General features: G+C 51.0%; 24 protein-coding genes and 2 pseudogenes. 14 read left to right on the top strand and 12 right to left on the bottom strand.

Annotated elements, in window-relative coordinates; genetic code table 11:
- Window positions 1-133: 133 nt before the first annotated feature.
- Window positions 134-2,068, bottom strand: a complete 1,935-nt coding sequence (locus NWAT_RS13595) for an aconitate hydratase (RefSeq protein ID WP_013221621.1) — start codon at window positions 2,066-2,068, stop codon at window positions 134-136.
- A 101-nt stretch (window positions 2,069-2,169) separates the two neighbouring features.
- Between NWAT_RS13595 and NWAT_RS17150 the strand changes: the two genes are divergently transcribed.
- The 3 genes from NWAT_RS17150 to NWAT_RS13585 all read left to right on the top strand — a co-directional run bounded on the left by NWAT_RS17150 (window position 2,170) and on the right by NWAT_RS13585 (window position 4,953).
- Complete coding sequence (locus NWAT_RS17150; RefSeq protein WP_013221620.1) at window positions 2,170-2,328, top strand: hypothetical protein; 159 nt, start codon at window positions 2,170-2,172, stop codon at window positions 2,326-2,328.
- An 87-nt stretch (window positions 2,329-2,415) separates the two neighbouring features.
- Window positions 2,416-4,605 carry a tRNA(Met) cytidine acetyltransferase TmcA gene (locus NWAT_RS13590; RefSeq protein WP_013221619.1) on the top strand — a complete coding sequence of 730 codons (2,190 nt, stop codon included), beginning with the start codon at window positions 2,416-2,418 and terminating at the stop codon, window positions 4,603-4,605.
- 132 nt (window positions 4,606-4,737) lie between these two features.
- Entirely contained in the window at window positions 4,738-4,953 is a 216-nt protein-coding gene (locus tag NWAT_RS13585; protein WP_013221618.1) for a hypothetical protein, read from the top strand.
- 259 nt (window positions 4,954-5,212) lie between these two features.
- On the opposite strand, the gene NWAT_RS13580 is transcribed toward NWAT_RS13585, so the two are convergent.
- Window positions 5,213-5,455, bottom strand: a complete 243-nt coding sequence (locus tag NWAT_RS13580; RefSeq protein WP_041350777.1) for a hypothetical protein — start codon at window positions 5,453-5,455, stop codon at window positions 5,213-5,215.
- A gap of 469 nt (window positions 5,456-5,924) precedes the next feature.
- On the opposite strand from NWAT_RS13580, the gene NWAT_RS13575 reads away from it, so the two are divergent.
- Window positions 5,925-6,650, top strand: coding sequence for a tetratricopeptide repeat protein (locus NWAT_RS13575; RefSeq protein ID WP_013221617.1), 726 nt, complete (start codon window positions 5,925-5,927; stop codon window positions 6,648-6,650).
- A gap of 65 nt (window positions 6,651-6,715) precedes the next feature.
- Complete coding sequence (locus NWAT_RS13570) at window positions 6,716-7,663, top strand: MBL fold metallo-hydrolase (RefSeq protein WP_013221616.1); 948 nt, start codon at window positions 6,716-6,718, stop codon at window positions 7,661-7,663.
- Between the two features lie 8 nt (window positions 7,664-7,671).
- Here the strand turns inward: NWAT_RS13570 and metA are convergent, their stop codons facing one another.
- The gene (metA, locus tag NWAT_RS13565) at window positions 7,672-8,748 is read right to left on the bottom strand and encodes a homoserine O-succinyltransferase MetA (RefSeq protein ID WP_013221615.1); all 1,077 of its coding nucleotides are present in this window, start codon (window positions 8,746-8,748) and stop codon (window positions 7,672-7,674) included.
- 39 nt (window positions 8,749-8,787) lie between these two features.
- Complete coding sequence (locus tag NWAT_RS13560; RefSeq protein WP_013221614.1) at window positions 8,788-9,633, bottom strand: hypothetical protein; 846 nt, start codon at window positions 9,631-9,633, stop codon at window positions 8,788-8,790.
- A gap of 215 nt (window positions 9,634-9,848) precedes the next feature.
- Between NWAT_RS13560 and NWAT_RS13555 the strand changes: the two genes are divergently transcribed.
- Together NWAT_RS13555 and NWAT_RS13550 are read left to right on the top strand one after the other, a co-directional pair.
- Entirely contained in the window at window positions 9,849-10,358 is a 510-nt protein-coding gene (locus NWAT_RS13555; RefSeq protein ID WP_013221613.1) for a hypothetical protein, read from the top strand.
- Window positions 10,359-10,607: 249 nt separating this feature from the next.
- Window positions 10,608-11,117, top strand: a complete 510-nt coding sequence (locus NWAT_RS13550) for a hypothetical protein (protein ID WP_013221612.1) — start codon at window positions 10,608-10,610, stop codon at window positions 11,115-11,117.
- A gap of 205 nt (window positions 11,118-11,322) precedes the next feature.
- On the opposite strand, the gene NWAT_RS13545 is transcribed toward NWAT_RS13550, so the two are convergent.
- The 3 genes from NWAT_RS13545 to NWAT_RS13535 form a co-directional block, all read right to left on the bottom strand.
- Window positions 11,323-12,927 carry a glycerol-3-phosphate dehydrogenase/oxidase gene (locus NWAT_RS13545; protein ID WP_013221611.1) on the bottom strand — a complete coding sequence of 535 codons (1,605 nt, stop codon included), beginning with the start codon at window positions 12,925-12,927 and terminating at the stop codon, window positions 11,323-11,325.
- Window positions 12,928-12,945: 18 nt separating this feature from the next.
- Complete coding sequence (gene glpK, locus NWAT_RS13540; protein WP_013221610.1) at window positions 12,946-14,451, bottom strand: glycerol kinase GlpK; 1,506 nt, start codon at window positions 14,449-14,451, stop codon at window positions 12,946-12,948.
- A gap of 250 nt (window positions 14,452-14,701) precedes the next feature.
- Window positions 14,702-15,226, bottom strand: a complete 525-nt coding sequence (locus NWAT_RS13535; protein ID WP_013221609.1) for a cytochrome P460 family protein — start codon at window positions 15,224-15,226, stop codon at window positions 14,702-14,704.
- 331 nt (window positions 15,227-15,557) lie between these two features.
- On the opposite strand from NWAT_RS13535, the pseudogene NWAT_RS16370 reads away from it, so the two are divergent.
- From NWAT_RS16370 to NWAT_RS13520, 3 genes and pseudogenes are all read left to right on the top strand, one after another.
- Window positions 15,558-16,306: pseudogene (locus NWAT_RS16370) on the top strand (IS5 family transposase).
- Window positions 16,303-16,479, top strand: coding sequence for a hypothetical protein (locus tag NWAT_RS17145; RefSeq protein ID WP_198342160.1), 177 nt, complete (start codon window positions 16,303-16,305; stop codon window positions 16,477-16,479). Before NWAT_RS16370 ends, NWAT_RS17145 begins: the two are co-directional and overlap by 4 nt.
- A complete protein-coding gene (locus tag NWAT_RS13520) occupies window positions 16,455-16,757 on the top strand; it encodes a TonB-dependent receptor domain-containing protein (RefSeq protein ID WP_041350774.1) in 303 nt (100 codons plus the stop codon). The genes NWAT_RS17145 and NWAT_RS13520 overlap by 25 nt, the downstream gene beginning before the upstream one ends.
- A 96-nt stretch (window positions 16,758-16,853) precedes the next feature.
- On the opposite strand, the pseudogene NWAT_RS18125 reads toward NWAT_RS13520, so the two are convergent.
- Both NWAT_RS18125 and NWAT_RS18120 read right to left on the bottom strand, forming a co-directional pair.
- Window positions 16,854-17,081 (bottom strand): annotated as a pseudogene (locus tag NWAT_RS18125) (transposase); the annotation flags it as partial.
- A gap of 186 nt (window positions 17,082-17,267) precedes the next feature.
- Window positions 17,268-17,465, bottom strand: a complete 198-nt coding sequence (locus NWAT_RS18120; RefSeq protein WP_408634622.1) for an IS630 transposase-related protein — start codon at window positions 17,463-17,465, stop codon at window positions 17,268-17,270.
- 596 nt (window positions 17,466-18,061) lie between these two features.
- Here NWAT_RS18120 and NWAT_RS13510 point away from each other — a divergent pair.
- The 4 genes from NWAT_RS13510 (at window position 18,062) to NWAT_RS17135 (ending at window position 20,453) form a co-directional block, all read left to right on the top strand.
- A complete protein-coding gene (locus NWAT_RS13510) occupies window positions 18,062-18,565 on the top strand; it encodes a TlpA family protein disulfide reductase (protein WP_013221608.1) in 504 nt (167 codons plus the stop codon).
- A gap of 10 nt (window positions 18,566-18,575) precedes the next feature.
- A complete protein-coding gene (locus tag NWAT_RS13505) occupies window positions 18,576-19,808 on the top strand; it encodes a sialidase family protein (protein ID WP_232420143.1) in 1,233 nt (410 codons plus the stop codon).
- Between the two features lie 85 nt (window positions 19,809-19,893).
- Window positions 19,894-20,118, top strand: a complete 225-nt coding sequence (locus NWAT_RS17140; protein ID WP_198342159.1) for a hypothetical protein — start codon at window positions 19,894-19,896, stop codon at window positions 20,116-20,118.
- A gap of 74 nt (window positions 20,119-20,192) precedes the next feature.
- A complete protein-coding gene (locus NWAT_RS17135; RefSeq protein WP_049773011.1) occupies window positions 20,193-20,453 on the top strand; it encodes an efflux RND transporter periplasmic adaptor subunit in 261 nt (86 codons plus the stop codon).
- Window positions 20,454-20,703: 250 nt separating this feature from the next.
- Here the strand turns inward: NWAT_RS17135 and NWAT_RS13495 are convergent, their stop codons facing one another.
- From NWAT_RS13495 to NWAT_RS13485, 3 genes are all read right to left on the bottom strand, one after another.
- Window positions 20,704-21,078 carry a hypothetical protein gene (locus NWAT_RS13495; RefSeq protein ID WP_013221606.1) on the bottom strand — a complete coding sequence of 125 codons (375 nt, stop codon included), beginning with the start codon at window positions 21,076-21,078 and terminating at the stop codon, window positions 20,704-20,706.
- Window positions 21,079-21,098: 20 nt separating this feature from the next.
- Complete coding sequence (cbbX, locus tag NWAT_RS13490; RefSeq protein ID WP_013221605.1) at window positions 21,099-22,049, bottom strand: CbbX protein; 951 nt, start codon at window positions 22,047-22,049, stop codon at window positions 21,099-21,101.
- Window positions 22,050-22,125: 76 nt separating this feature from the next.
- Window positions 22,126-22,560, bottom strand: coding sequence for a ribulose bisphosphate carboxylase small subunit (locus NWAT_RS13485; RefSeq protein ID WP_013221604.1), 435 nt, complete (start codon window positions 22,558-22,560; stop codon window positions 22,126-22,128).
- Window positions 22,561-22,569 lie beyond the last annotated feature (9 nt).

Raw genomic sequence — 22,569 nt, 5'->3', positions numbered from 1 at the left:
CTGGGAGCGCGCTATTTCGAGCAAAGCGAATTCCTCTTGTATATCTTCGAAGCTATGCGGGTATTAGCGTAAGGTCACTTAATCATGGGTACCATTCGTGAAGGCTCTAGGGGAAAGCATTTTGAAGATTGCTTCACTGCTTTTTGCGGATCACATTAATAAGGCTGCCTTCTAGGATCATCTCCACCTGCCGGGGACTGAGCGAGTGTTCCAGTTCGTAATCCTCTTGTTTGGTTTTATTGTGGACCGTGAGTTTCTTTCCCTTTTGGATGGCGTTGCGAACATCGGCAAGGTAGAGCACCTCGTCCTGCTCAATGCGTTCCCAGTCATCCAGCTTGACAAAGGTTAAGGGCAAGATACCGAAGTTGACCAAATTCTGCCAGTGAATCCGGGCAAAACTTTTGGCAAGGACCGCCTTTAGGCCCAGGTAGCGTGGGGCCAGGGCAGCATGTTCCCGACTTGATCCTTGACCGTAATTCTCTCCTCCTACTATCAAGGAGCCTTGTTGTTGGTGGTCCATGGCTCGCTGGTAGTAAGTTTCGTCGATAGGCTCAAAGACGAATTTGCTGATCTCCGGGATATTACTGCGGTAAGGCAGCACCCTGGCCCCAGCGGGCATAATTCCATCCGTGGAAATATCGTCGCCCACCTTTAACAGCACCGGTCCCTCAAAATTATCGGGGAGCGGCTCGAAAGGGGGCAGAGGCTTGATGTTAGGCCCTTTCTCCAGTGCGATCTCTTCTTCCTTTTTAGCCGGGGGAGAAAGCATGCTGGTGTTGATGAGAATGGATTTCGGTTCCTGGAAGTGGGGATAGTCCATGTCTAGGGTGCGCGGATCGGCAATTTTCCCGGTTAAGGCCGAAGCTGCGGCCGTCTCCGGGCTGCATAGATAGACTTGGTCTTCCTTGGTGCCCGAGCGCCCTGGGAAATTTCGGGGGACGGTGCGCAGGCTGATGCGCCCGGTGGCCGGCGCTTGCCCCATGCCAATACAGCCATTGCAGCCGGCTTGATGCAGGCGCGCCCCGGCCCGGATGAGCTTTTCCAGTAGTCCTAGAGAGATCAAGTTTTCCAGGATTTGCCGCGAGGTAGGGTTAATATCGAAGGACACCCGATCATGGACTTGCTTGCCATCGACGATCAATGCGCCTATGGCGAAGTCCCGCAGGCCAGGATTAGCGGATGAGCCGATATAAGTCTGGTAAATTTCCCGGCCAGCCACTTCCCGTACAGGCACTACCTTGCCCGGACTGCTGGGAAGGGCAATGAGGGGTTCCAGTTCGGATAGGTTGATTTCTTCATACTCATCGTATTTGGCGTCCTGATCCGCCAGCAGTTCTCTCCAGGCATCTCCCCGCTGTTGAGTCTCAAGAAACGCTTTTACTGCGCCATCGGCGGGAAAGACGGTGGTCGTCGCGCCCAGTTCAGCCCCCATATTGGCGATAACGTGTCGGTCCATGGCGGTCAGATTCGCCAGGCCCGGTCCATAGTATTCAATAATTTTGCCTACGCCTCCATTCACGTCGTGCCGGCGCAGCATCTCTAAAATAACGTCCTTGGCACTCACCCAAGGGGGAAGTTGGCCTGTCAGTTTGACACCCCACACTTTGGGCATTTTAGTGTAAAGTGGCTCGCCCGCCATGGCCATGGCTACTTCCAACCCGCCAGCGCCTATGGCCAGCATTCCTAGCGAGCCCGCAGCGGGCGTATGGCTATCCGAGCCTAACAAGGTTTTGCCTGGAATGCCAAAGCGCTCCATATGCACGGGATGGCTGACCCCATTGCCTGGGCGACTGTACCAGAGGCCGAATTTTTTGCAGGCGCTGCGTAGGAACAGATGGTCATCCGGATTTTTAAAGTCTTCCTGAATAAGGTTATGGTCAACGTATTGAACAGAGCATTCGGTTTTGACCTGGGGAATTCCCATGGCCTCGAATTCCAGCATCACGAGAGTGCCAGTGGCATCCTGAGTTAAGGTTTGATCGATACGCAAAGCGATTTCCGTACCGGCTTCCATCTCACCGGAAATTAGGTGATCTGTAATCAGTTTTTGGGTGACGTTTTGAGCCATGCTTGTGAGCCTATTCAATTTTATTTGACTTCTTAAAAAGCTTAGCATAAGAAGACATAGAAACACGTTTTGGCGACGGCATAGGAGAATCACCCAGCGAGATGGCTCAATCCAAGAAAGAAAATAAAAAGCAGAAAAAGTCCCTCTCAGATCGATTATTAGAGCCAATGAGCCGGTTTATTGTGTCCTTAACCTGGGGTATTCTGCTCGTCGTAGTGGTGTTTGTAATTTATTTGGTGACCCAGGCGTCTCAGCTGTAAGGCTTCTAATCCCATTTGGTTACTAGCCGTATACTGGCTTATTTCTCTTTTTAAATTTTGGATAATTTCAGAAAAATAACCGCCGCTTTGGTAGCTGCGGCTAAGGCGAGTTACCAGCGGCGGGCTTTAGTGTTTTCGGGAGATCAAAATTGGTGCCTGCAAGCCGCCCAAGCAAGTTTGGAAGGTGCTTTGTTGGAGCGGGTTCCGTGGATTTCTGCTTCTGCCCCTGAAAACGCATGGAAGTTGGAGGCAGCTAAAGCGCATCAGTTTCTGGGGCAAGAAGTGGATGCCCTCGTATTTAATGCTCACAGCGGTTTTGATTTGGATGCCTTTGGCATTATCACCGGCGCTATCCGGGGCGGCGGGCTCCTATTTTTGCTCACTCCGCCCCTGGCGGCATGGCCCGCTTTTCCTGATCCCGAGCATGCCCGTATTGTGACGTTTCCCTATCGAATGACCGATGTTACCGGCCGTTTTATTGAACGACTGGTACGGCTCATCCGCAAAGCGGAAGGGATGGTGCTTGTAGAGCAAGCAAAAGCGTTCCCTAAAGTCCAGCAAGTTACTTCAGCTAATACCGGAATTAACGATAAATCCATGGCTGATAAAGGAGGGGATGGGGAATGTCGCACGGCGGATCAGCGCCGAGCAGTGGAGGCTATCGTAAAAGTGATGACGGGACAGCGGCGGCGGCCCGTGGTGTTAACCTCGGACCGTGGCCGAGGCAAGTCAGCGGCCTTGGGAATTGGAGCAGCGCGGTTGTTGCGGCGGGGAATCAAGCGTATCATCGTAACAGGGCCGCGGCTGGATACGGTGACGTCCTTGTTCCAGCATGCCCAACGCCTATTGCCCCAAGCCAGTGTTTCCAGAACGGTGCTGACTCTCCATGGGGCGCGTCTGGAATTTGCCGCCCCCGATGCGCTTATTCGCGCTCCCCAGCCTGCGGACCTATTGTTGGTGGATGAGGCGGCTGCTCTTTCCGCTCCCTTGCTGGAACAGTTGCTCCAGCATTACCCGCGTATTGCGTTTGCCACCACTATGCATGGTTATGAAGGGACCGGGCGGGGATTTGCCCTTCGCTTCCATAAGGTGTTGGACGAACGGACCCGCGGATGGAGGGCATTGCGGTTAGAGACTCCTATCCGTTGGGGAAGCGGCGATCCCCTGGAGCATTTCGTCTTTCAAGCGCTGCTGCTAAATGCCAAGGCCGCGCCTGCTGCGGCGGTTGCGCTGGCGCGTCCTGAAAATACTTTGGTGGAACAACTGGACCGGGAAGTCCTGGTGAAGGATGAGGCTACCCTTTCCCAACTTTTCGGTTTACTGGTGCTAGCCCATTATCAGACCCGGCCTTACGACCTTCGCCATTTGCTTGATGGCCCTAATCTGCTGGTGTACGCAATGCGCTATCGGGGACATGTAGTGGCCACGGCCCTGCTGGCTTTGGAGGGAGGATTTGATGAGGAAACAGCAAGAGGGGTATGGGAAGGGCGTATCCGCCCCCATGGGCATTTGCTTCCGGAATCCTTGGCGGCCCACATGGGATTAGTGCAAGCGCCCAGGTTGCGGTGTGCCCGGATAATGCGTATTGCCGTCCATCCCGCTGTACAAAGCCAAGGCTTAGGGAGCCAGCTGGTGGGGGCGCTTATTAAGGAGTTAAAAACTAAAGAGCTCGATTATTTAGGAAGTAGTTTTGGCGTTACCGAGGAGTTACTGCGTTTTTGGGAACGGCTGGATTTTCTGCCAGTACGCCTCAGTGTAAAACGGGGTGCTACCAGTGGCGCCCACTCCGTTCTTGTTCTTTATCCGTTGTTAAATTCGGGTCAGGCGTTAGTGAAAGTAGCCCATCATCGCTTCCAGGCGCATCTGCCCCACCAGCTTTCAGATCCCCTCCGGGAGCTAGAACCCCGCCTTGCGGCTTGCTTTCTGCGCTGCGGGGGCCGGACCAGTTCACTACCCTTGGATCGCCAGGACTGGTGTGATGTGCTGGCTTTTGCCTTTGGCTGGCGTGTGTATGAGGTGTGTATTGCGCCTATTTGGAAGTTGGTTTGCGGGGCACTTGCGGTCCCTGAGAGCGAAAGGCTTTTGGGGGAGGAGGAGAGGAATGCGTTAATTGTCAAAGTACTCCAGAAAAGGAGTTGGGGAGAAGCGGCCGCAGTCCTAGAGCTTTCAGGCCGAGCCCAGGTGATTGAAGCCTTGCGCCGGGCCCTGCGCCCCCTAGTGCTGCACTTTGGCAATGAGACTGTACGTCGTGAGGCTGAACGGTTAGGGGGGTGTTAGCTGCTTTCTTACCGCAAATTATGATCAGATGGCATAATATTATTGAATTGGATACTCCCATTGGTTAGGATGCGTAAAGATGTATATCAATATCATGTTTTCTCTTTTTTAAATAATTTGGAGGAGCTTTCCATGCGCTATCGCGAAGATGCTATAACCGGAGATATAGGTGCCCCGACGGGTGATGAAGGGGTAATCGTAGGCATGGCCGTGTATGCGCTTGTGGTGGGGATTGGAATCTGCTTCTTAGGGGTTCGTACTCGAGTTCCTTGGATCATATTTATGGGGGGTACGCTGACCATAGCAAGTACAGTATATTTGGGCGCATTTATGCTGGGTTATACTTGATAGAAGGATGGACCGTTAGTTTCAACCTTAGCCGTGGGAGATAGGATTGTCAGTGGTAGTTTCTTGGCGGGCGGTCGATTCCACGGAAATGCTGGCTATCAAGAACCGCTTCAGTTTTGCTGAGAGAAGCGAGTTCTCCAGGTGGATGAAGTGCTGTAAGAACAAGTCAAAAATCAGCCATGGCGGAGTTCCACTGGCAGCAACAAGCCCATAGGAGTTATAGCTTCTTTCCGAGACAATTTTTGTTGCTGATGAACTATTATTCCCTCTCAATTTCTACAAGATCGGTAAATTCTGCTGGCGCTTCTTTCCTTTCCTGTTCTTCACCTAGCAGATCACGGGCAGGAAAGGAAAGTATACGCTTTCCCCTGGACCTGAAATCACGGCGGGCTTTGAGGTAACTCGCTTTAAGCTGCTGAGTAATTGTCGCCTGTTTAGAGTCTAATGCCTGCAATTTTGGCTCGACAATCTGGCGCTGATACTCTAGGATTTTTCCGCGCATAAGATTAAATAGATAAATTGTCTCATCATTGTCTGTTGGAAGTCCCGAATCAAATACGATGGGTGTACTTTTGTGGCCCGCTTTAAGATAGCCATACTAGAGTCTTTTTTCTTTCATACTTGCCTTGGATTTCCGCTTAATAATAGGTATTCCCTCCTATTTCGGATAATTTTTAGCAAACTTGCTAGCAGCAGGTAAACATGGGCCGAATCCGGTCTTGGTAGTATGGTTTTAGTCTGTTTTTGCTTGATCTCTAGCTTAAAGATGAATTTAATGGGGTAGCAGGGTATTACTGTACGCTGGAGTTGAAACAAGCTTATCGCCACGGATTTCCATGAATAGGGCTGGCGGCTTTGAGAAAAATTTTAGCAATTCGATGGAACTCGATGACCGACTAATGCTCTCATTGGTTATTTTTACTAACTATTATCATCATTGACCTCTACGGTTATGCACGGAGTCACCATTAATGGATAAAACCCCTGGAATCTATTGCCAAGTCAAAACCGGTCCATGGCTCTTCATAGGAGCGATATTGCTTTTGGGCTTCTTTCAAGTCGTCCAAGCAGATGTGGATGCCGGAAGGGAAGCCTATAAGAACCAAGACTATGAACTCGCGCTTAGGGAATTTATGCCCCTTGCTGAACAAGGCGATGAAAATGCACAGTTCTATATGGGTTTGATGTACGCCAATGGCTATGGTTTACCCAAGGATGCGGAAGCAGCTGAAAAATGGTTTGAGAAGTTTAGTAAACATCTTGACGTGAGTGCCAAATTCAATCTGGGCATTATGTACTATCAAGGCAAGTCGGTACCCCAAGACATTGAAAAAGCTATTGCTTGGTTTAAAAAAGCGGCGACAGAGGGAGATGCCGAGGCCCAGTTTAATTTGGGTTTTATCTATGATAATGGGAATGACATTCCCCAGGACAGGGAGGAGGCGCTTAAATGGTACCGGGAAGCAGCTAATCAGGGAATTGTGGAAGCGCAGAATAATCTGGGGGTAATGTATAGCGAAGGCCAGGGAATAGCAAAGGATTATGTACAAGCTTACTTTTGGTTTAACGTGGCGGCAAAACAAGGAGATAAAAATGCAGCGAAAATCAGGGATACCCTTGCTAAGGATATGAATACCTCGCAAATGGCAGAGGCTATAAGGCTTACCCACGAATGGCAATTGGCCTCAGGGCATTAACAATAGTGGGATGTTGGCGAGAATAATCTCTTGCTTGGCATTATTTCTCTTCCCGAAATAGCTCCGTGAAAGAGAATATTATTTCCTTTCCTGGCGGCATTACCGCCATTGATACGGGTTTTGTGCGTCCTAAAATGGATGCCAGCCATCTCGTTCTTCACCAGGGGCGGGCTGCCTTTATAGATACTGGACCCACGCCTTCCGTATCCCGGCTTATGGACGCGCTGGTAACACTGAAAATCACCCCCCAACAGATAGATTACATATTGCTTACTCATATTCACTTGGACCATGCTGGCGGCGCGGGTGAGTTAGTGCGGCGGCTTCCCCGCGCACAGGTGGTCGTGCATCCACGCGGGGCGCCCCACCTTATCGATCCGCAGAAGCTCATTGCGGGAACAAAAGCCGTATATGGGGACAAAATATTCAGGCGTTTGTATGGAGAGGTGGTTCCCATACCGGCAGATCGCATTATTACCCCGGAGGATGGAGCGTGGCTAGAATTGGGTGGAAGCCGTTTGGAATTTATCCATACCCCGGGGCATGCCTTGCACCATTACTGTATTATTGACCGGGACAGTCGGAGCATATTTGCTGGCGATACCTTTGGTATTTCCTACCGGGATTTCGATACGCTGGCGGGAGCGTTTATTTTTCCCGCCACTACGCCCATTCATTTTGACCCGGACGCGGCCCATGCTTCTATTGAACGTCTCATGGGATATGAACCAGAAGGGATTTACTTGACTCATTACAGTCAGGTTACCGATCTTCAGAGACTAGCTAAAGATTTACATCGGGATCTTGATGCTTTCGTTGCTTTGGCGAAGGATTGTAAAGGGGAGGAAGATCCGTTAGAGGCCATTAAGCGTAGGCTACGTGCTTACCTATGGACTCGCCTGGATGCCCACGGATTTCCCCAGGATGACCGCCGTCGCGACACCCTACTGGGAATGGATATCAACCTAAATGCCCAGGGGCTGGCCGTTTGGCTGGATCGGCAAGGAAGCTGAGTTTTGTCCTAAGCAGGCTGCCGCAATCCTAAGGGATCGTTTGGATCGGTATCTTCCATGAAGGGCTTCTTGCGGTCACTATGGGTAATTTGATAAACATTACCCATCCAATTGTTGATAATGGCTTCAGCAGTATCGTGCCAGGTGTTGTCCAGGTAGTCGACAATTAGATGTTCTGGTAATGGGGGGAGAGGTAGATCCTTGTCCTGAGCTATGATTAGCTGTTCTTGGTACTCTTCTAATATAGCCTGGATTTTCGGGGAAAAATAATTCTCTGGAAAGGGAGGGTAATGATCCCGTTGTCCAGCGGCAAAGCGCAGGACTTCTCGTTTATATTCTTTTAGCAGGCTGATACTATCATATTCCGGGTGTCCTTGGCAGAACACGATCCGAAACAGATCCTCGCTTACGGCTAAGTGGGCTCCGCCCTTTTCACTTTCCGCCAGGACATGAAGCCCTGCTGCTTCAAATTGGTCGCGGCTGATTTCGTTGAAACGAGAGTGGGGAACATCAAAACGAGTATTCACCCCCCGTACCAGGGGATGGGAGCGGTCGACTACCCGATGGGAATATACTCCCCACCGCTTGGAGGATAATCGCCGCCGTTTTTGGCCGTAACGGAAATCAAGCACAGCATGGGTGGCAAGACAGGAACAAAGGGTAGAGGTCACGTTTTCGTAGGCCCAGCCAATGACTTTAATGAGTGGTTCCCAGAAAGGCTCTAGCGAGAGTTGGGGTTGGGTGATGTTGGCACCCGTGATGATCAGGGCGTCGAGTCCCTCCGCCTGAATCTGCTCAAAGGTTTGGTAGTAACGTTCCACATAGTGGTTGGCTTCTAGGCTTCGCTGAATTTCCGTCAGAGTAAAGGGGTGGAGGTAAAATTGAGCAATCTGGTTGCTTTCGCCAATGAGACGAAAGAACTGACGTTCGGTTGCGGCCAGGGCAGCATCAGGCATCATATTAAGCAGACCAATATGCATCTCGCGAATATCCTGGTGCAGTGCCACATCCCTCGGAATGATGGTTTCACCCTCTTTCCTGAGCCGCTCAAAGGCGGGTAAATCAGAATTAGCAACTAAAGGCATGGATCATTGTTTTCGTGTTGTGAGGTGATAATTAAAAATCTAAGGCTGTTTTGCTACTACAGTTTCTAGTAATTCCAGAAAGCCCGATTCGTCTTTAACCTGGGCGAGTTGATCGGTGGACACTGTGTATCCATATTCATCAGCTATCGCTTGGTAGCGGGGGAGCCGAGAGTAAAAAAGACGGGGGAATATCCATCGGACGAACTCATCCGGTTCAATCAAAGCCACATAGGGTAAGTTATGTTTTTCCCTATAGATAGCAAGTTGCTTGTCTAGGAAAGATTCACGATAATAGAGGGGTTTTGGCTCTTCTTCTGCTCGCTGGATAAGTTTCCATTCATCCCTCTCCGTAGCCTTGATATAAAGTATGAGCGTGTGCTGATCGAGGGTTTGAAGCACCCCTGGGTCGTCTAGCTCAGAAATACTTCCGCCTGCATCGTTGACAAAATGGGAGTAATCATAGATTTTTTGCGCCCTGCGAATAAATGCCGGCACATCCTTCATGGCTGCAATTTCCGCTTGTCGGTGCAATTCCTGGCGGCGCTTGAATTCTGTTAAGCCTAGTCCTCCTTGTTCAGGATTGCCGAGCTTACCCAGGAAGCTGGACACGGGTTTCAGATTATCGACATTAATGTTATTGCGAATGTAGATGGAGTCGGAATAGAGCAAATCCCTGAGAAAGGGAATTCCCATGACCTTCTGCTTAATGTTGTCCAGGATGGCCTCATCCAAATAGCGGGTGCCTACCCGGTAATCTCCAGAATAGTGAAACCAGTGATGCTTACGTAGCATATAGGCTAGGCGCGTTTTACCTACACCGGACATTCCTAGAAGGGTAATGCGCCTGTTTTTCCAGGCTTTAAATTCTTTAACGCTAAGTTTCATAGAGCACTGGGGCTTGTGATGGGTTGAGCCTAGATATTGTACTCTAAACAAGGCATTAACATAAAAACTAGCTCTTTCTATTGGAAAGAGAACAGATATTAGTCTAAGTTTCCTGTAGAAGGAAGCGAGCAAGGGCAAGCGATGAATGGGCCGGGTTACCAAGAGGCTGTTGTCGGATTTTTTGTATCGAAGACAAGATAGAGAGGAAATTAAAAATGAGAAGACTTTATTTTCTGGTACCAGACGTTGAAAGTGCTCAGGCCATTGTCAAGGAGTTATTATTGGCGCGGATAGAGGAGCGACATATTAATATTGTGGCGAAAGAAGGCACTCCCATGGAAGATCTGCCAGAGGCTGGGCTGGCACAAAAAGGCGATTTTATTCCCGCCCTTGAGCGAGGGATTGCGGTAGGGGGTGCTACCGGCGCCTTGGCGGGAATAGCGGCGGTTACTTTTCCACCAGCGGGCGTAGTGCTGGGGGGAGGGGCTATCTTGGCTACCGCTCTTGCCGGGGCTGGTATTGGTGGCTGGGCTGCATCCATGATTGGTGTGGATGCCCCCAACTCCCAGATTGAGCAGTTTGAAGAAGCCATCCAACGGGGTGAACTCCTGATGATGGTGGATGTTCCTAAGAATCGCGTTGATGAGATTGATGAGCTGGTGAAAAAATACCATCCAGAAGCCGACATTAGCGGAACCGAGCCTACTATTCCGCCGTTTCCCTAGGGGAGATATTTTGTACTTTGCTGAAAGGGATAAGTGCGGCGTTGGGAACGTATTTCTCCACTAATACTCTAATTTCAAGGGTAAATATAAAGCCTCCCTACGATTAGGTAAAACTCAGTGAGTTTTAGAAAGTGTTGATGATTGGGTGGAACTGAAAATAAGGCTTGGAATTAAGAGTGATTTTTACTCTTTAAAGCGAAGGAATTACTTCATCTACTGATTGCGGCTATAGCAAGAGGGGAGAAGAACATGAGAAGACTTTATTTTTTAATACCAGATGTGAAAAGTGCCGAAGAAATTGTTAAGGGGTTGTTATTAGCTCGGGTGGAAGCGCGGCATATCTATATCGTGGCCAAGGAAGGAACCCCCATGGGAGATCTGCCAGAGGCAGGATTGGCACAAAGAAGCGATTTTATCCCATCCCTTGAACGGGGAATTGCAGTGGGAGGCGCTACTGGCGCCTTAGCGGGAATAGCGGCGGTTACTTTTCCGCCAGCGGGCGTAGTGCTGGGGGGAGGGGCTATCTTGGCTACCGCCCTTGCTGGGGCTGGTATTGGTGGCTGGGCTGCGTCCATGATTGGCGTGGATGCCCCCAACTCCCAGATTGAGCAGTTTGAAGAAGCCATCCAACGGGGAGATCTGTTGATGATGGTGGATGTTCCTAAGAATCGCGTTGATGAGATTGATGAGTTGGTGAAAAAATACTACCCCGAAGCGGAAATTAGCGGGACTGAGCCTACTATCCCAGCATTTCCCTAAATAAAGTTAAAGGAAGCATTATTTGCAAATTTGAGTACTTGCTGAGAAAGAGTGATTAACGACCCTTGGGTGTAAGCGATAAAGCTGCGATGATAAGGCTTTATCGCTTACACCAGGGGGAGGGAGAAAGGGTGAGCTTTAAGAGGTCCTTCTTCAAGCAGGCAGGCTCTTGATTTCAAGAGATCCCATCCATCCACCTCACGCTTCAATTCTCCTGAAAATATTCAGCCAATTTTCCCTTGGCTTGTTTGCCAAACAGAATTTTACAGGCTTCCTTCAGCTGCGTTGATTTTTTAAGATCCTGCTGCCGTACCATCAATGCAATTTTGGAGCGCCGGCGCAGAAAATCGTCTAGTTTGACAATCATTTCATTTTGCGCTGCTAGTTGCAGTTCACAGCGACGATATTCCGCTCCCTTAATGAGCACTTCGGCCTGCTTGGGATCAGCTTGGATAGTGGCTAACAAGCGGATAGCTTCCGAGCCATACCTTCGCCATAGGCGGCAGGTCAGTTTTTCTGTCGTATCTGGTGAAGCATAGCTATCTAAGCCGATAGATTCGGCTTGTTGCAAAAATGCTCTTTTTACTGCTTCTGGCGGCTCGCCAAAACAAGCGTATTGAGGATGAGGGAGGGATATTCCTAGGGTTTGCACTAACTCGCAAACTTCCTCCCCCACATTGAGGCAATCCGTCAGCTTCCCTCCAAAGATGCTGAGATGGGCGGTGTCTCTATTAACATCAATTTCATGTTTTCGGGAAAGCTCCAGCCAATCCTTTTTTCCAGAGTCACCTGTTTCAACCACAAGGGGCCTAACTCCACAGCGCTCGGCGATGATATTGTCTGCTTGCAAGGGCTTTTTAAGGGTGAGTAGCCTATTGATATTATCCAGAATAAATTGGCGGTCTTCTGTTGTGACGGTAGTCGTAGGCGCTTCTACGTGGGTATCGGTGGTTCCGATACAAGTCCTTGCTCCCATGGGAATAGCAAAAAACAAACGTCCGTCACTGGCAAAAAAAGCCAGCACTCGAGGATGGGGTGTGAGTTGATCGACGATCAGGTGTACTCCCTTGGAAAAGGCATGCTGGTGAGGGGTTTTTTGGCCAGTCAGGCGATTATGTTGATCCGCGAAGGGTCCGGTGGCGTTGATCAGAGCTTTAGATTGGATGTCGAATTCTTGACCGCTAATTTGATCCCTAGCCCGAGTTCTCCACTTATTGGCGTCTCTTTTAGCGCCGAGGGATTCCACATAATTGGCCACGATACCGCCACAATTTACGGCGGAGCGGATGAAATTGAAGACGAAGCGGGCATCGTTGTCATATAAGTAAGCATCGGAATATTCAAATCCACCCTGGCTATTTTCCCCGTTGATAATGCTTTCTTCTTTTTTAATATCCTGCCGCGATAGGAGGCGGGGTGGTTGAGTAAATCCCTTGCCCATGAACCAATAAAGCCAGGCTCCTAGCCACGGGAGTAAACGGGGATAGCGGAAGTGTTTAGGAATCGTGGTAAGGAAACGAATTTCTTTAACAGTAGAAGGATAATACTTCATTAACTGATTTCGAGACTGGCATAGTTCCCATACCAGTCGGAAATCGTAGGTTTCTAAATATTTAATTCCACCCCAAATGAGATTAGAAGAATGCTGGCTGGTAAAGCCTGCAAAATCTCCCTTGTCAATTAAGGCGACTTTAGCCCCCCTGCCGGCGAGGGCAGCGGCGGAGACTGCACCATTAATTCCGCCGCCGATAATTAAGGCATCGTAGGTGGTTTGGGATAGTTTTTTTAGATGATGTTCTCGTAGTTCCATGGGTATCAAGGCTACTCTTTATTCTTGGCTCCAACCTTTAGCCCGCTCCACGGCCCTTTGCCATTGCTGATATAAGCGGGTGTGTTCAGATTCGGGCATGGTTGGCTCATAGCGGTGGGCAAGTTGCCATTGGGAAGCCAACTCCTTGCGGCTGCGCCAGAAACCCGTGGCCAGTCCCGCCAAGTACGCTGCGCCCAAGGCAGTGGTTTCGGTGATCTTCGGTACCTCTACCGGCACGCCGAGGATATCCGCCTGAAATTGCATCAAAAAGGAATTGATCGAGGCGCCCCCATCACAGCGCAGTACTTTTAATGCAATGCCTGAATCCCGCTCCATGGCCTCGACCACATCCCGGGTTTGGTAGCCCATGCTTTCTAGCATGGCCCGTACCAGATGGGCTTTAGTCGTGCCACGGGTAATTCCCAGCAGGGTGCCGCGGGCATAGGGGTCCCAATGGGGAGCACCCAAGCCCACAAGGGCCGGTACAAAATAAACTTCCTCGTTGGATTTCAGGGAGCGGGCCAGGGCTTCTGTTTCCGTGGCATCATCAATGATCCCCAGGCCATCCCGCAACCATTGAATGCCTGCTCCCGTGATAAAAATAGCGCCTTCCAGGGCATATTCCACAGGCTCTTTGCCGATCCCCCAGGCGATGCTGGTCAGAAGCTTTTCCTGATTTAAGTTAGGCTCCTTTCCTGTATTCATCAGGACGAAGGAGCCTGTTCCATAGGTATTTTTGGCTAGCCCTTTTTGGTGGCACGCCTGACCGAAAAGAGCGGCTTGCTGATCTCCCGCGATTCCAGCAATAGGAATACCGCCGGTGCTGAGAAAGGCTCGGGGCGTGGTTTCTCCATAGATATGGGCAGAGGGTTTAACTTCAGGCAAGAGGGAGGGAGGGATATGGAGTATGTGCAAGATTTCCTCATCCCATTGCAGGTCGTGGATGTTATAGAGCAGTGTCCGGCTGGCATTGGAGTAATCGGTAATATGAATTTTACCCCCGGTGAGCTTCCAGACAAGCCAGGAATCAAGAGTGCCAAAGGCGATTTTACCGGCTTCTGCTTGTTGTCTAAGTCCCTTTACCCGGTCGAGGAGCCATCTAACTTTAGTGCCGGAGAAATAGGGATCGATGACAAGCCCTGTTTTGTGCCGAAAGGTCTCTTCTAGACCCCTCGCTTTGAGTTCTTCGCAGAGCGGCGCGGTACGCCTATCTTGCCAGACGATGGCTTTTGCTACGGGTTCTCCCGTACTTCGCTCCCACATCACCACCGTTTCCCGCTGGTTTGTAATGCCAATGGCCGCTAGATGGCGTGTTTCCAGATGAGCTTCCTGCAAGGCGGTGGCAATTACCTTTTGGGTGATTGACCAAATTTCGTTGGGATCATGTTCTACCCATCCTGGCTGAGGGTAATGCTGGGTAAATTCTGAATAGGCCCGACCCTGAATATGACCTTCCCGGTTAAAAATCAAACCCGTAATGCCGGTAGTGCCGGCATCAATGGACAATATATAATTTGCTGTCATTTCACTCCTCTTAGTCCCTCTTACTTATCTGAAATAGATACCTTTTCTTCCCGGGAAGATACCCTTAAAAGGCCATCAGCCGTGACATCTTCCTAGGGAGGAGGGTTGAAAGCTCTGGGGGATAATTAAGAGGTGTCTGGTGCTAGTAATTTCCGGTAAAGAAAAAGTACCTGGTAAAGAGAGAAGGGGAATTACGCAGGTTCCCCCTCTCCTATCTAGGGCTTTATGCAATAAAGTTCAGCATTGGTATTTAATGCTGCTTTACGTAGTTAAGCAGTTTCTCGTAGGTGAATAGATAATCTTGATCCTTCAGAGGTGTATGACACTGGGCACATGGTAAATCGTTGCTCTTCGGAGTGCCGTCGGGGTTATAGAGTGCAAACCCCCAATTACCCGCCCGGTTTTCCTGGGGATATTCATCCACCCAATCATCCTCTTTCTCCATGACGGCTACCGCGGCGAGGGAATCGATTTTGAAGATGCCGTTATTGCCAGGAATAGGTTTACCTTCGGCATCCGTCTTGGGTTTGTATACCTCCATGACGATGACGGAGCCCGGCTTTGCGGTTTGCGCTCCCTGATAGCTGGAAACGGCGGTCTTATTGGCATAGAGTTTGGCAACCTGTTTCTGGTTCGCACGGTTTATGGTGGCGTAGCGAGTAAAGGATTGCTCATAGCCTTCGGGAAATTTGACGAATTCTGGATTCCCGCCCCCATAGACGTAAAGGGGAGATAAAACACAAATGATGGCAGCTAATTTCAAACGATATTTCATATTTCTTCTCCTTTTGTTGCACTTTGCGCTTAATCGGGTTTTTTAGAAAGTAGCTTATTTAGAGTATGGCTATCCGTTAAACCCAAATACCATTGTGCCAGATATTTAAATACAATTTTTTATTCGTATTAAGCGGATTTCTGCCCTATTTTTTGATAGGGATTATCCACGATTAGTACGCTTTAATCGATTCAATCTCTAATTGAAAATCACCTGCTTGTTTGTCGGCAATCATAAATCCCACTTGGCGAATTTTACTAGATAGAGTCGTCACGAGATAAATTGTGATATTAATTAGGGGTATTGATTTGGCTTTCTAAAAGGATAAGCCATGACTGCTGCCCATTGCTGCCACGATATCTCAGGTGAAGTTTGGACGTTGCTGGAGCCTTACCTGCCTGGGCGCAAGGGCGCTTGGGGTGGCAGGGCCAAGGATAACAGGAGATTTATCAATGCGGTCTTTTGGATTTTACGCACGGGTGCACCCTGGGGCGAACTACCGCCTGACGATGGGGACTGGAAGAACACACATCGCCGGGGTTCTGCCGCTGGCGTGATGCGGGTACCTGGAAGGCGTTGCTGGAGAGGCTGGCCGATGATCCGGATTTTGAGTGGCTGATGCTCGATGCCACCTACCTCAAGGTGCCTCCTCATGGGGCAGGCGCCCAGGGGGGAAATCAGGACATGAGCCGCACAAAAAGGAGCTCAACACGAAACTACATCTGGCCGTGGATCCGAGTGGTTATTACACGAGGTACCACAGCCGATTGCACGCAGGCTATCGAACTCATCTCAGGAATAAGCGCACGATATTGATTGGCCGATGGGGGATAGGATAGCGAGGTCATTATCGAGCAGGCAAAAGTGCAGGGGATGGTGCCGGTCATTCCGCCACGAAAAAACCGTAAGAGACAACGAGCGTATAACCCGGTGCTCTATCGGTGGCGATATCTCATTGAAAACGCCTTCTTACACCTCAAACGATGGCGCGGCATCGCCACACGCTATGCCAAAAATACCGCTTCATTCCTCGCTACCATCCAAATCCGCTACATCGCCATCTGGGCCAATATCTCATGACAACAGCACCTAGTGTAGTGTATCAACCGTTGGCTTGGTTGTCCCTGCATGCCAACTGGACCCAAGCTTTGGGCGCTAACAATGGACGTTCGGCGGATGGGAGGCCGTTTAAGCTGGAGTGGCGTAGCAATTCGAAGGGGGACTTAAAATGGCGTTTTTTCAAGGGTGCTTGAATGTCTCCGTGGCGGTCTATGAACTGACCAAGGAGAATGTCTTGACTGCGGATATCTCCACCCTCGATCCATCTGGCCAAGTGGCTATCGGAGAAGCCCGCAGCCAAGGAGTTGAGGCGGATTTCTCCGGTCAGATAACCGAGCAGTGGAGTCTCATTGGCAGTTATGCCTATACCGCTACGGAAGTGCTGAAAGATGACGACGGCAATCAAGGCAATCGCCTGCCCAATGTGCCCAAGCACTCGGGGAGTGTATGGACTACCTACGAGCTGCTATAGTCATTCTAAATAACTTTGTGACATATAGGCTTTTCGATATTTTTACCGGAGAATTGCCTTCGTTTTTTGAGAAGGGCGAAGGAGTGCTCAATGGGATTAAAACCAGGGGAGTAAGAGGTGGCCTGCCTTCTCAAGGATATTGCGTATCTCTGATTGTTTGTGGAACCGCGCATTATCCATCACGATCACACTGGGCTTTTTCAGCTCTTTAAGCAAAAAACCCTTAATCCATGTATTGACCCAAGCCGTGTTGCACGAGCCGTTAAAAACAACAGGCGCGAGCCATTCATCCCGGCGCTGGGCCCTCATCAGATTAACATCTTTTCGGTTACTGCCCGATACATCGCCCTATACTTTTGCCCACGCGGCGTCCAGCTATGCGGGCAATAGGCGTATTTCTCAAACCCGCTCTCATCAAAGTAAACGATGTTTTCTTGGCCGTGGCTTTTAAAAAAGCCGCGCAAGCGGGCAAGCTACGCAGCCCTTTGCCTCTTACTTCTCTGGGAATAGCTACGCGCTTTTTTTTACCATGCTCATGGAACGAAGTGCGTACCAGATGGCGCTCGTGTGGATCCCAAAATGAACGGCTCGTTCACAAAGCTTTGCATCCGGGTGAGCTTGCACGTGGCGTTTCAAGGCAGACTTGTCCAGCTTGCGTTGAGGCGAACCCCGTGAACCTTCGGGCGAAGATCTTCGCTCCTGCGCCAACGGTAAATCGTATTGCAGGATAGGTTAAACAAGCCGTGCGCCTCTCTCTAGCTGCCGCCTTCTTCGATGAAGGTCACAACACATCGATTCTTAATTCAAATGACTATAACTATCGCCATTTAGACTATAATTATAGTAAGCTCAATGAGTTGGGCAATTGCCGGGCTATGTGCGCTGGGACGCCATGCCGGGAGCGCCCCTGACGGTGCTCGGTTCTTTGCGCCTTGAATATTAAATCTCTAGAGGACGGATACGCTTCTTCGCGTATCCGCCGCAACCAGCAGGGCAACAATTTTTACGGGATATACCGCATAAAACAAGGGAAATGGGTGAAATCACTGAATTTTTATCAATCCCCCGCCTAATACGCCGGCGCAGCGAAGCCCGTGGAAAGATCTCGTTGGAATCTCACCGAAGCGGCGGTTAGATGCTCTTTAGAGGTAGCAGCGAGTTAACCCCGATCTTTCCTTGCCCACGTAGGGCTATTTTTCCGTCAATTCTTATCACCCGCGGGTTTACTTACAGGGAGTTTGGGAACCCTAGCGCTTCTCTTAGATTCTAAGCTTATCAAGAAGTTGTGTTTACGGAGAGCACTGATGATGACATATCTCTTTCATAGGGTTCTAAAGGGAGCCCTATGGTTGCTTGCCTTGGGGGTAGGTGCGGCAGCCGTAGCAGGAACAGGAACGGCCCCACTGCCTTTTGAGTCCGGTAGTCTGGAAAAAATTCTTGATTCCCGTGCTGACAAGCCGTTTTTGTTGGTCATGTGGTCCCTGGAGTGTCCCCCCTGCCGTAAAGAAATGGATCTGTTGGCGGAAATGCGCCGCCAGCATCCGAAGTTGGATGTGGTGCTCGTCTCTACCGATGAAATGGAACGGGCAGATCAGGTGGCGGCAGCGGTTAAGGGCCATGGCCTGGAGAAAACCGAATCCTGGCTTTTTGCCGGCCCTGCTCAACGGCTCCGTTACGAGATTGATCCGGGCTGGTATGGGGAGATGCCCCGCAGCTATTTTTACGATGCTAATCATGAACGGGTTGCCGTCAGTGGAGCTTTGGAAGAAGCCCAAATCCAAGCCTGGCTTGAACACGTGCATCCTTAGGGAGGTATTGATGATGAAGAATTTTTTACGAAGCTGCCTGCGTGCAATGGTGTTGCTATGGTTGATGGGATATGGGGGGACGATGGCGAGCGCCTCGGAAATGCTGGTGCCGGAAATCGAGACTCCCACCCCGGTAGGCAGCCGTCAGCATCAGCTCAATCAAACAGCTCAAGGACAGTTGCTATTAAGCTGGGTAGAAAGGGGAGAACGGGGTGGCCAGCTGCGGTTTGCCGTCCTTGAGACAGGGGGTTGGTCCACTCCCCAAACCGTGGTGGCGGTTCGCCGCAAGCTCGCCGCGGCCCCGGTGGTATTGGGTCTGAGAAATGGGGCATTGGCCGCTGCCTGGATAGTCAGCACTGAGCAGGAGGATGATCCTTTTGGCGCCGAACTTTATCTCTCCCGTTCCACGGACGGAGGTGGGAGCTGGAGTAAGCCGTTACAGCCTTATTCTGGGGAAGCCCGCATTTATGATGCGCAAATGTCCCTGGCCGCCCTCGATGATGGCCGTCTGGCATTGGTGTGGACCGATCAGCGGCATAAGCCGGAACGCTATCAGCTCATGGCCGCCCTGTTGGATACGATGGGAAAGCCTGGTCCCGAGATAGTCCTGGATAAAGATGTCTGCTCTTGTTGCAATACCCGTACCATTGCCCAGGGGGATACCCTCTGGACAGCCTACCGGGATCATCGGGGAGGGGAAGTACGGGATATTGCCTTGGTCCGTTGGTCGTCGGCGGGGCCCTCCCAGGCGAATATCGTGCATGATGATCAGTGGGTGATTGAAGGTTGCCCCAGCAACGGCCCTGCGGTGGCCCGGCGTGACGGGCTCACCATGGTGAGCTGGTTTACGGCGGCGGACGGCGTGGGCCGAGTACGGACCGCTTTTTGGCCCGATGGAGAGAATCACTTTGGAAAACCCATAGAAGTTGATACCCATGCCAATGGCTACGTCAACGCCCTGTTGCTGGAAGACGGTTCCGCTTTGGTGATTTGGCGGGGGCGGGCCGGTCTGACGGAGGAGTTGCGGCTGGCCCAGGTGAGGCAGGACGGTACAGTGGACCATCGCACCACGCTCTATCGCGGCGACTTTCCCCGTTGGCCTAATCGGCATTTAAGCCTGACTCAAGTGGGTGATTCGGTGTATGTGGCGTGGCTAGACCTTGAGCAAGCACAGATACGATTGGTGAAAAGGCCCGCGCCCAGCGCAGCGGCAATGGCGGGTGATGTTGTAAAAGCCGAGTAATGTGCCTAAGCTCTAAAAGAGATAAAAAATGTGCTGAAAGTCATCCTTCCCTTGGCCTTGTTATTGGTCGGTGCCATGGCCGCGCTTGAGGAGGCCCGTCTGCGCCGGGAGCGGGCCCGAACCCTTCAATGGCCGTGTTCAGGAGCGGTGGGTCGAGGTGGGAGAATATGTGGAGGAGGGTACCCACTTGGCCCGGCTATTTGCCGTGGATAGAGCGGAGGTACGCCTGCCCCTGACGCCAGCTAAATTAGTTTTTCCGGATCTGGCTGTGGTTCCCCGGCAGAACCTGGGGGTAAAGGGCCTAAGGTGATATTGTAGGCTTCCCTGGCGGGAAACGCTGGGTGGATCGTTCGCACCGAAGGAGTCATCGCCGAAAAAACCCGGATGTTGTGCGCCGTCGCCGAAGTGCGGAACCGTTACGGAGATCTGGGTCTTTCCCTGGGAGCGCCTCTGTTGGTGGGCTTGTTTGTGGAAGCGGAGATTGAAGGCCGGACCTTGGTGTATGCCTATTTACTTCCCTGGCATGCTTTGCGCCAGGGCAGCCAGCTGCTGGTGGTCAATGGTGAGGATCGAGTCAGTTTTCGGGAGGTGGAAGTGCTGCGGGCCCGAGGGAAGTGGGCGGTGGTGCAAGGGAGTTTACAGTAGGGTGAAGCGGTGGTAGTTTCGCCCTTACCCCAGGCGGTGGAAGGCATGGAGGTCAAGATAGGACCGGCTTAGAAGGACGTTTTTTCTTGTTCTGGTCTGGTTCGCGAAAAAACCAAAACCCGTGGTGGCCTTGCTTGCGGCGTTGGAAGCAGGCGCTGTTGTAACCGTTTCAAGGGGAGGCGCTTGCTTCTAGCGAGTGGACTTCTACAGGTGGGAGCGTATTCCTTTTCCTGCCCTTTCGCGCGCCAATTCAGACCTCGGCTTCTTCGGCAAGGCGCTGTGCCAATGCTTCGCTTAATTGCTCAAGCGCCGAGCCCATAATGAGTCCAGCATGGCTATGGTAAAGACAAAGTTCGCAGTCTACTGGTTCATGCAGGCCGTAACGCTCGGCGGTGTCGAAGGAGCGCCACGCAAGGATCGGCAAATCCTTGTGTAAGCCATCTACGCATAACCACATCTGGTTATCCAGTATAACCTCAAGCCCCCGGTGAGCAGGTAGCGCCACCCGTAAGGGCCGTCCCAGTCGCCGGAGGGCAAGCCTCACCCGGTTGAAATGGGTTGCTTCGATTGTTTTTGACAGCACCCGGAGGGGCGTTGTCTCATCAGATCTCTTCAAGATTCCCATACTCTTAGGCTGCTTTATGGTTAGTCATCGTCTGCCGCATCGGGCTTATTACCTTCCTGAAACACCTGGCTGGCGCGTATATCTTCGGCCTCGATAGTAATTAAATCAAGCTTATTAAGGGTCTTACTGCGTGATGCAAAGAGACGGTTGGCCTGGCGTAGGCGGGCCCGATCCAAGGCATTGCGGATAGAGCGTGCGTTGGCAAAATGCGCAAGTTTCATACGTACCGGAATGTACTCGGCGAGCGCCTTTTCAGCTTCTGTGCTTAAACGATAATTCTGCTCCGCTAGCATGAGTTTGGCAATGGCCATAAGCTCTTCCGGCGAGTAGTCAGGAAAATCAAGATGATGGGCGATGCGCGAGCGCATACCTGGATTGCTCTGGAAAAACCGGTCCATTTTATCTTTATAACCGGCCAGGACGACGACGAGATCGTCGCGGTTGTTTTCCATAATCTGCAGCAGGATTTCAATGGACTCTTGACCGTAATCTCTTTCGTTCTCAGGTTTGTAGAGATAATAGGCCTCATCAATGAACAGCACGCCTCCCATGGCTTTTTTGATGACTTCCTTGGTTTTGGGCGCGGTATGGCCAATGTATTGGCCTACGAGATCGTCGCGGGTGACAGTGACTAAATGGCCTTCCCGCACATAGCCGAGCCTTTTCAGGATTTCGCCCATACGCAGCGCCACCGTGGTTTTACCGGTGCCGGGATTGCCGGTGAAATTCATGTGGAGAGTGGGTGTTTCTGAGGTGAGCTCGAACTGCCGACGTAGCCGGTCCACTAACAGAAGTGCGGCTATTTCCCGAATACGGGTCTTGATCGGTTTCAAGCCGATCAGCTCCCGGTCAAGTTTGTCGAGTACTTCTTGAATATTGGAAGCCTTGAATTCAGCCTCGAGATCCACTGATGTATCATCGACACGGTGAGCTGAGCGCGTGGGGACACGGGTGTTCTCGGGATTGTTCATGATATTGCCTTCCATTAAATAATATAATTATGCCTGGCAGCGGGCCTTTGCAGGCCCGCTTGGCATTACTCTTTAATTAATACCGCTCGCCTTCCGGCCTGTCAGCCGCATAGCTGCGTACAGTATAGTTGATATGGCGGCCATCTACTTCCTGCCGCACCAGTCCGAAGCCAGGCTCCTTTTCGGGGCGATTAACGATAAAGGACATACAGGGTGACTCAACGCCCCGATGGCTGTTAAACGCCGTTACCCGGACGTAGTGATTAGGGTAGGTTTTACGGCAATCGTTGATTTCCATCATGATCCCGGCGGGATCTTTCAGATCGAACATAGGAATGCCAAACATTTCCCAATAAGTATTGCGTGGATGGGGATCATCAGTGTATTCCACATTGACCGCCCAATCATTTTTCAGCGCATATTTGATCTGCGCTAAAATCTGCTCGTCCGTTAAATCAGGCAGGAACGAGAACTGTCCCTGAGTGATACGGTTTCCATGATTGGTCATCATAAGCTAAAT

It is taken from the genome of Nitrosococcus watsonii C-113 (assembly GCF_000143085.1).
Lineage (GTDB): Bacteria > Pseudomonadota > Gammaproteobacteria > Nitrosococcales > Nitrosococcaceae > Nitrosococcus > Nitrosococcus watsonii.
Note: the sequence above shows the minus strand (reverse complement) of the source record. Positions and strands in the feature narration are given on the sequence as shown.

Bases quoted from the DNA above. Each gene is read 5' to 3' on its own strand.
- NWAT_RS13545 (WP_013221611.1), bottom strand. From the start codon at position 12,927: ATGGAACTACGAGAACATCATCTAAAAAAACTATCCCAAACCACCTAC.
- glpK (WP_013221610.1), bottom strand. From the start codon at position 14,451: ATGACAGCAAATTATATATTGTCCATTGATGCCGGCACTACCGGCATT.
- NWAT_RS13575 (WP_013221617.1), top strand. From the start codon at position 5,925: ATGGATAAAACCCCTGGAATCTATTGCCAAGTCAAAACCGGTCCATGG.
- NWAT_RS13520 (WP_041350774.1), top strand. From the start codon at position 16,455: ATGGCGTTTTTTCAAGGGTGCTTGAATGTCTCCGTGGCGGTCTATGAA.
- NWAT_RS13580 (WP_041350777.1), bottom strand. From the start codon at position 5,455: ATGCGCGGAAAAATCCTAGAGTATCAGCGCCAGATTGTCGAGCCAAAA.
- NWAT_RS17135 (WP_049773011.1), top strand. From the start codon at position 20,193: ATGTTGTGCGCCGTCGCCGAAGTGCGGAACCGTTACGGAGATCTGGGT.
- NWAT_RS13585 (WP_013221618.1), top strand. From the start codon at position 4,738: ATGCGCTATCGCGAAGATGCTATAACCGGAGATATAGGTGCCCCGACG.
- NWAT_RS13550 (WP_013221612.1), top strand. From the start codon at position 10,608: ATGAGAAGACTTTATTTTTTAATACCAGATGTGAAAAGTGCCGAAGAA.
- NWAT_RS17145 (WP_198342160.1), top strand. From the start codon at position 16,303: ATGACAACAGCACCTAGTGTAGTGTATCAACCGTTGGCTTGGTTGTCC.
- NWAT_RS13485 (WP_013221604.1), bottom strand. From the start codon at position 22,560: ATGATGACCAATCATGGAAACCGTATCACTCAGGGACAGTTCTCGTTC.
- NWAT_RS13495 (WP_013221606.1), bottom strand. From the start codon at position 21,078: ATGGGAATCTTGAAGAGATCTGATGAGACAACGCCCCTCCGGGTGCTG.
- metA (WP_013221615.1), bottom strand. From the start codon at position 8,748: ATGCCTTTAGTTGCTAATTCTGATTTACCCGCCTTTGAGCGGCTCAGG.
- NWAT_RS13535 (WP_013221609.1), bottom strand. From the start codon at position 15,226: ATGAAATATCGTTTGAAATTAGCTGCCATCATTTGTGTTTTATCTCCC.
- NWAT_RS13555 (WP_013221613.1), top strand. From the start codon at position 9,849: ATGAGAAGACTTTATTTTCTGGTACCAGACGTTGAAAGTGCTCAGGCC.
- NWAT_RS13595 (WP_013221621.1), bottom strand. From the start codon at position 2,068: ATGGCTCAAAACGTCACCCAAAAACTGATTACAGATCACCTAATTTCC.
- cbbX (WP_013221605.1), bottom strand. From the start codon at position 22,049: ATGAACAATCCCGAGAACACCCGTGTCCCCACGCGCTCAGCTCACCGT.
- NWAT_RS13505 (WP_232420143.1), top strand. From the start codon at position 18,576: ATGATGAAGAATTTTTTACGAAGCTGCCTGCGTGCAATGGTGTTGCTA.
- NWAT_RS17150 (WP_013221620.1), top strand. From the start codon at position 2,170: ATGGCTCAATCCAAGAAAGAAAATAAAAAGCAGAAAAAGTCCCTCTCA.
- NWAT_RS13560 (WP_013221614.1), bottom strand. From the start codon at position 9,633: ATGAAACTTAGCGTTAAAGAATTTAAAGCCTGGAAAAACAGGCGCATT.
- NWAT_RS13510 (WP_013221608.1), top strand. From the start codon at position 18,062: ATGATGACATATCTCTTTCATAGGGTTCTAAAGGGAGCCCTATGGTTG.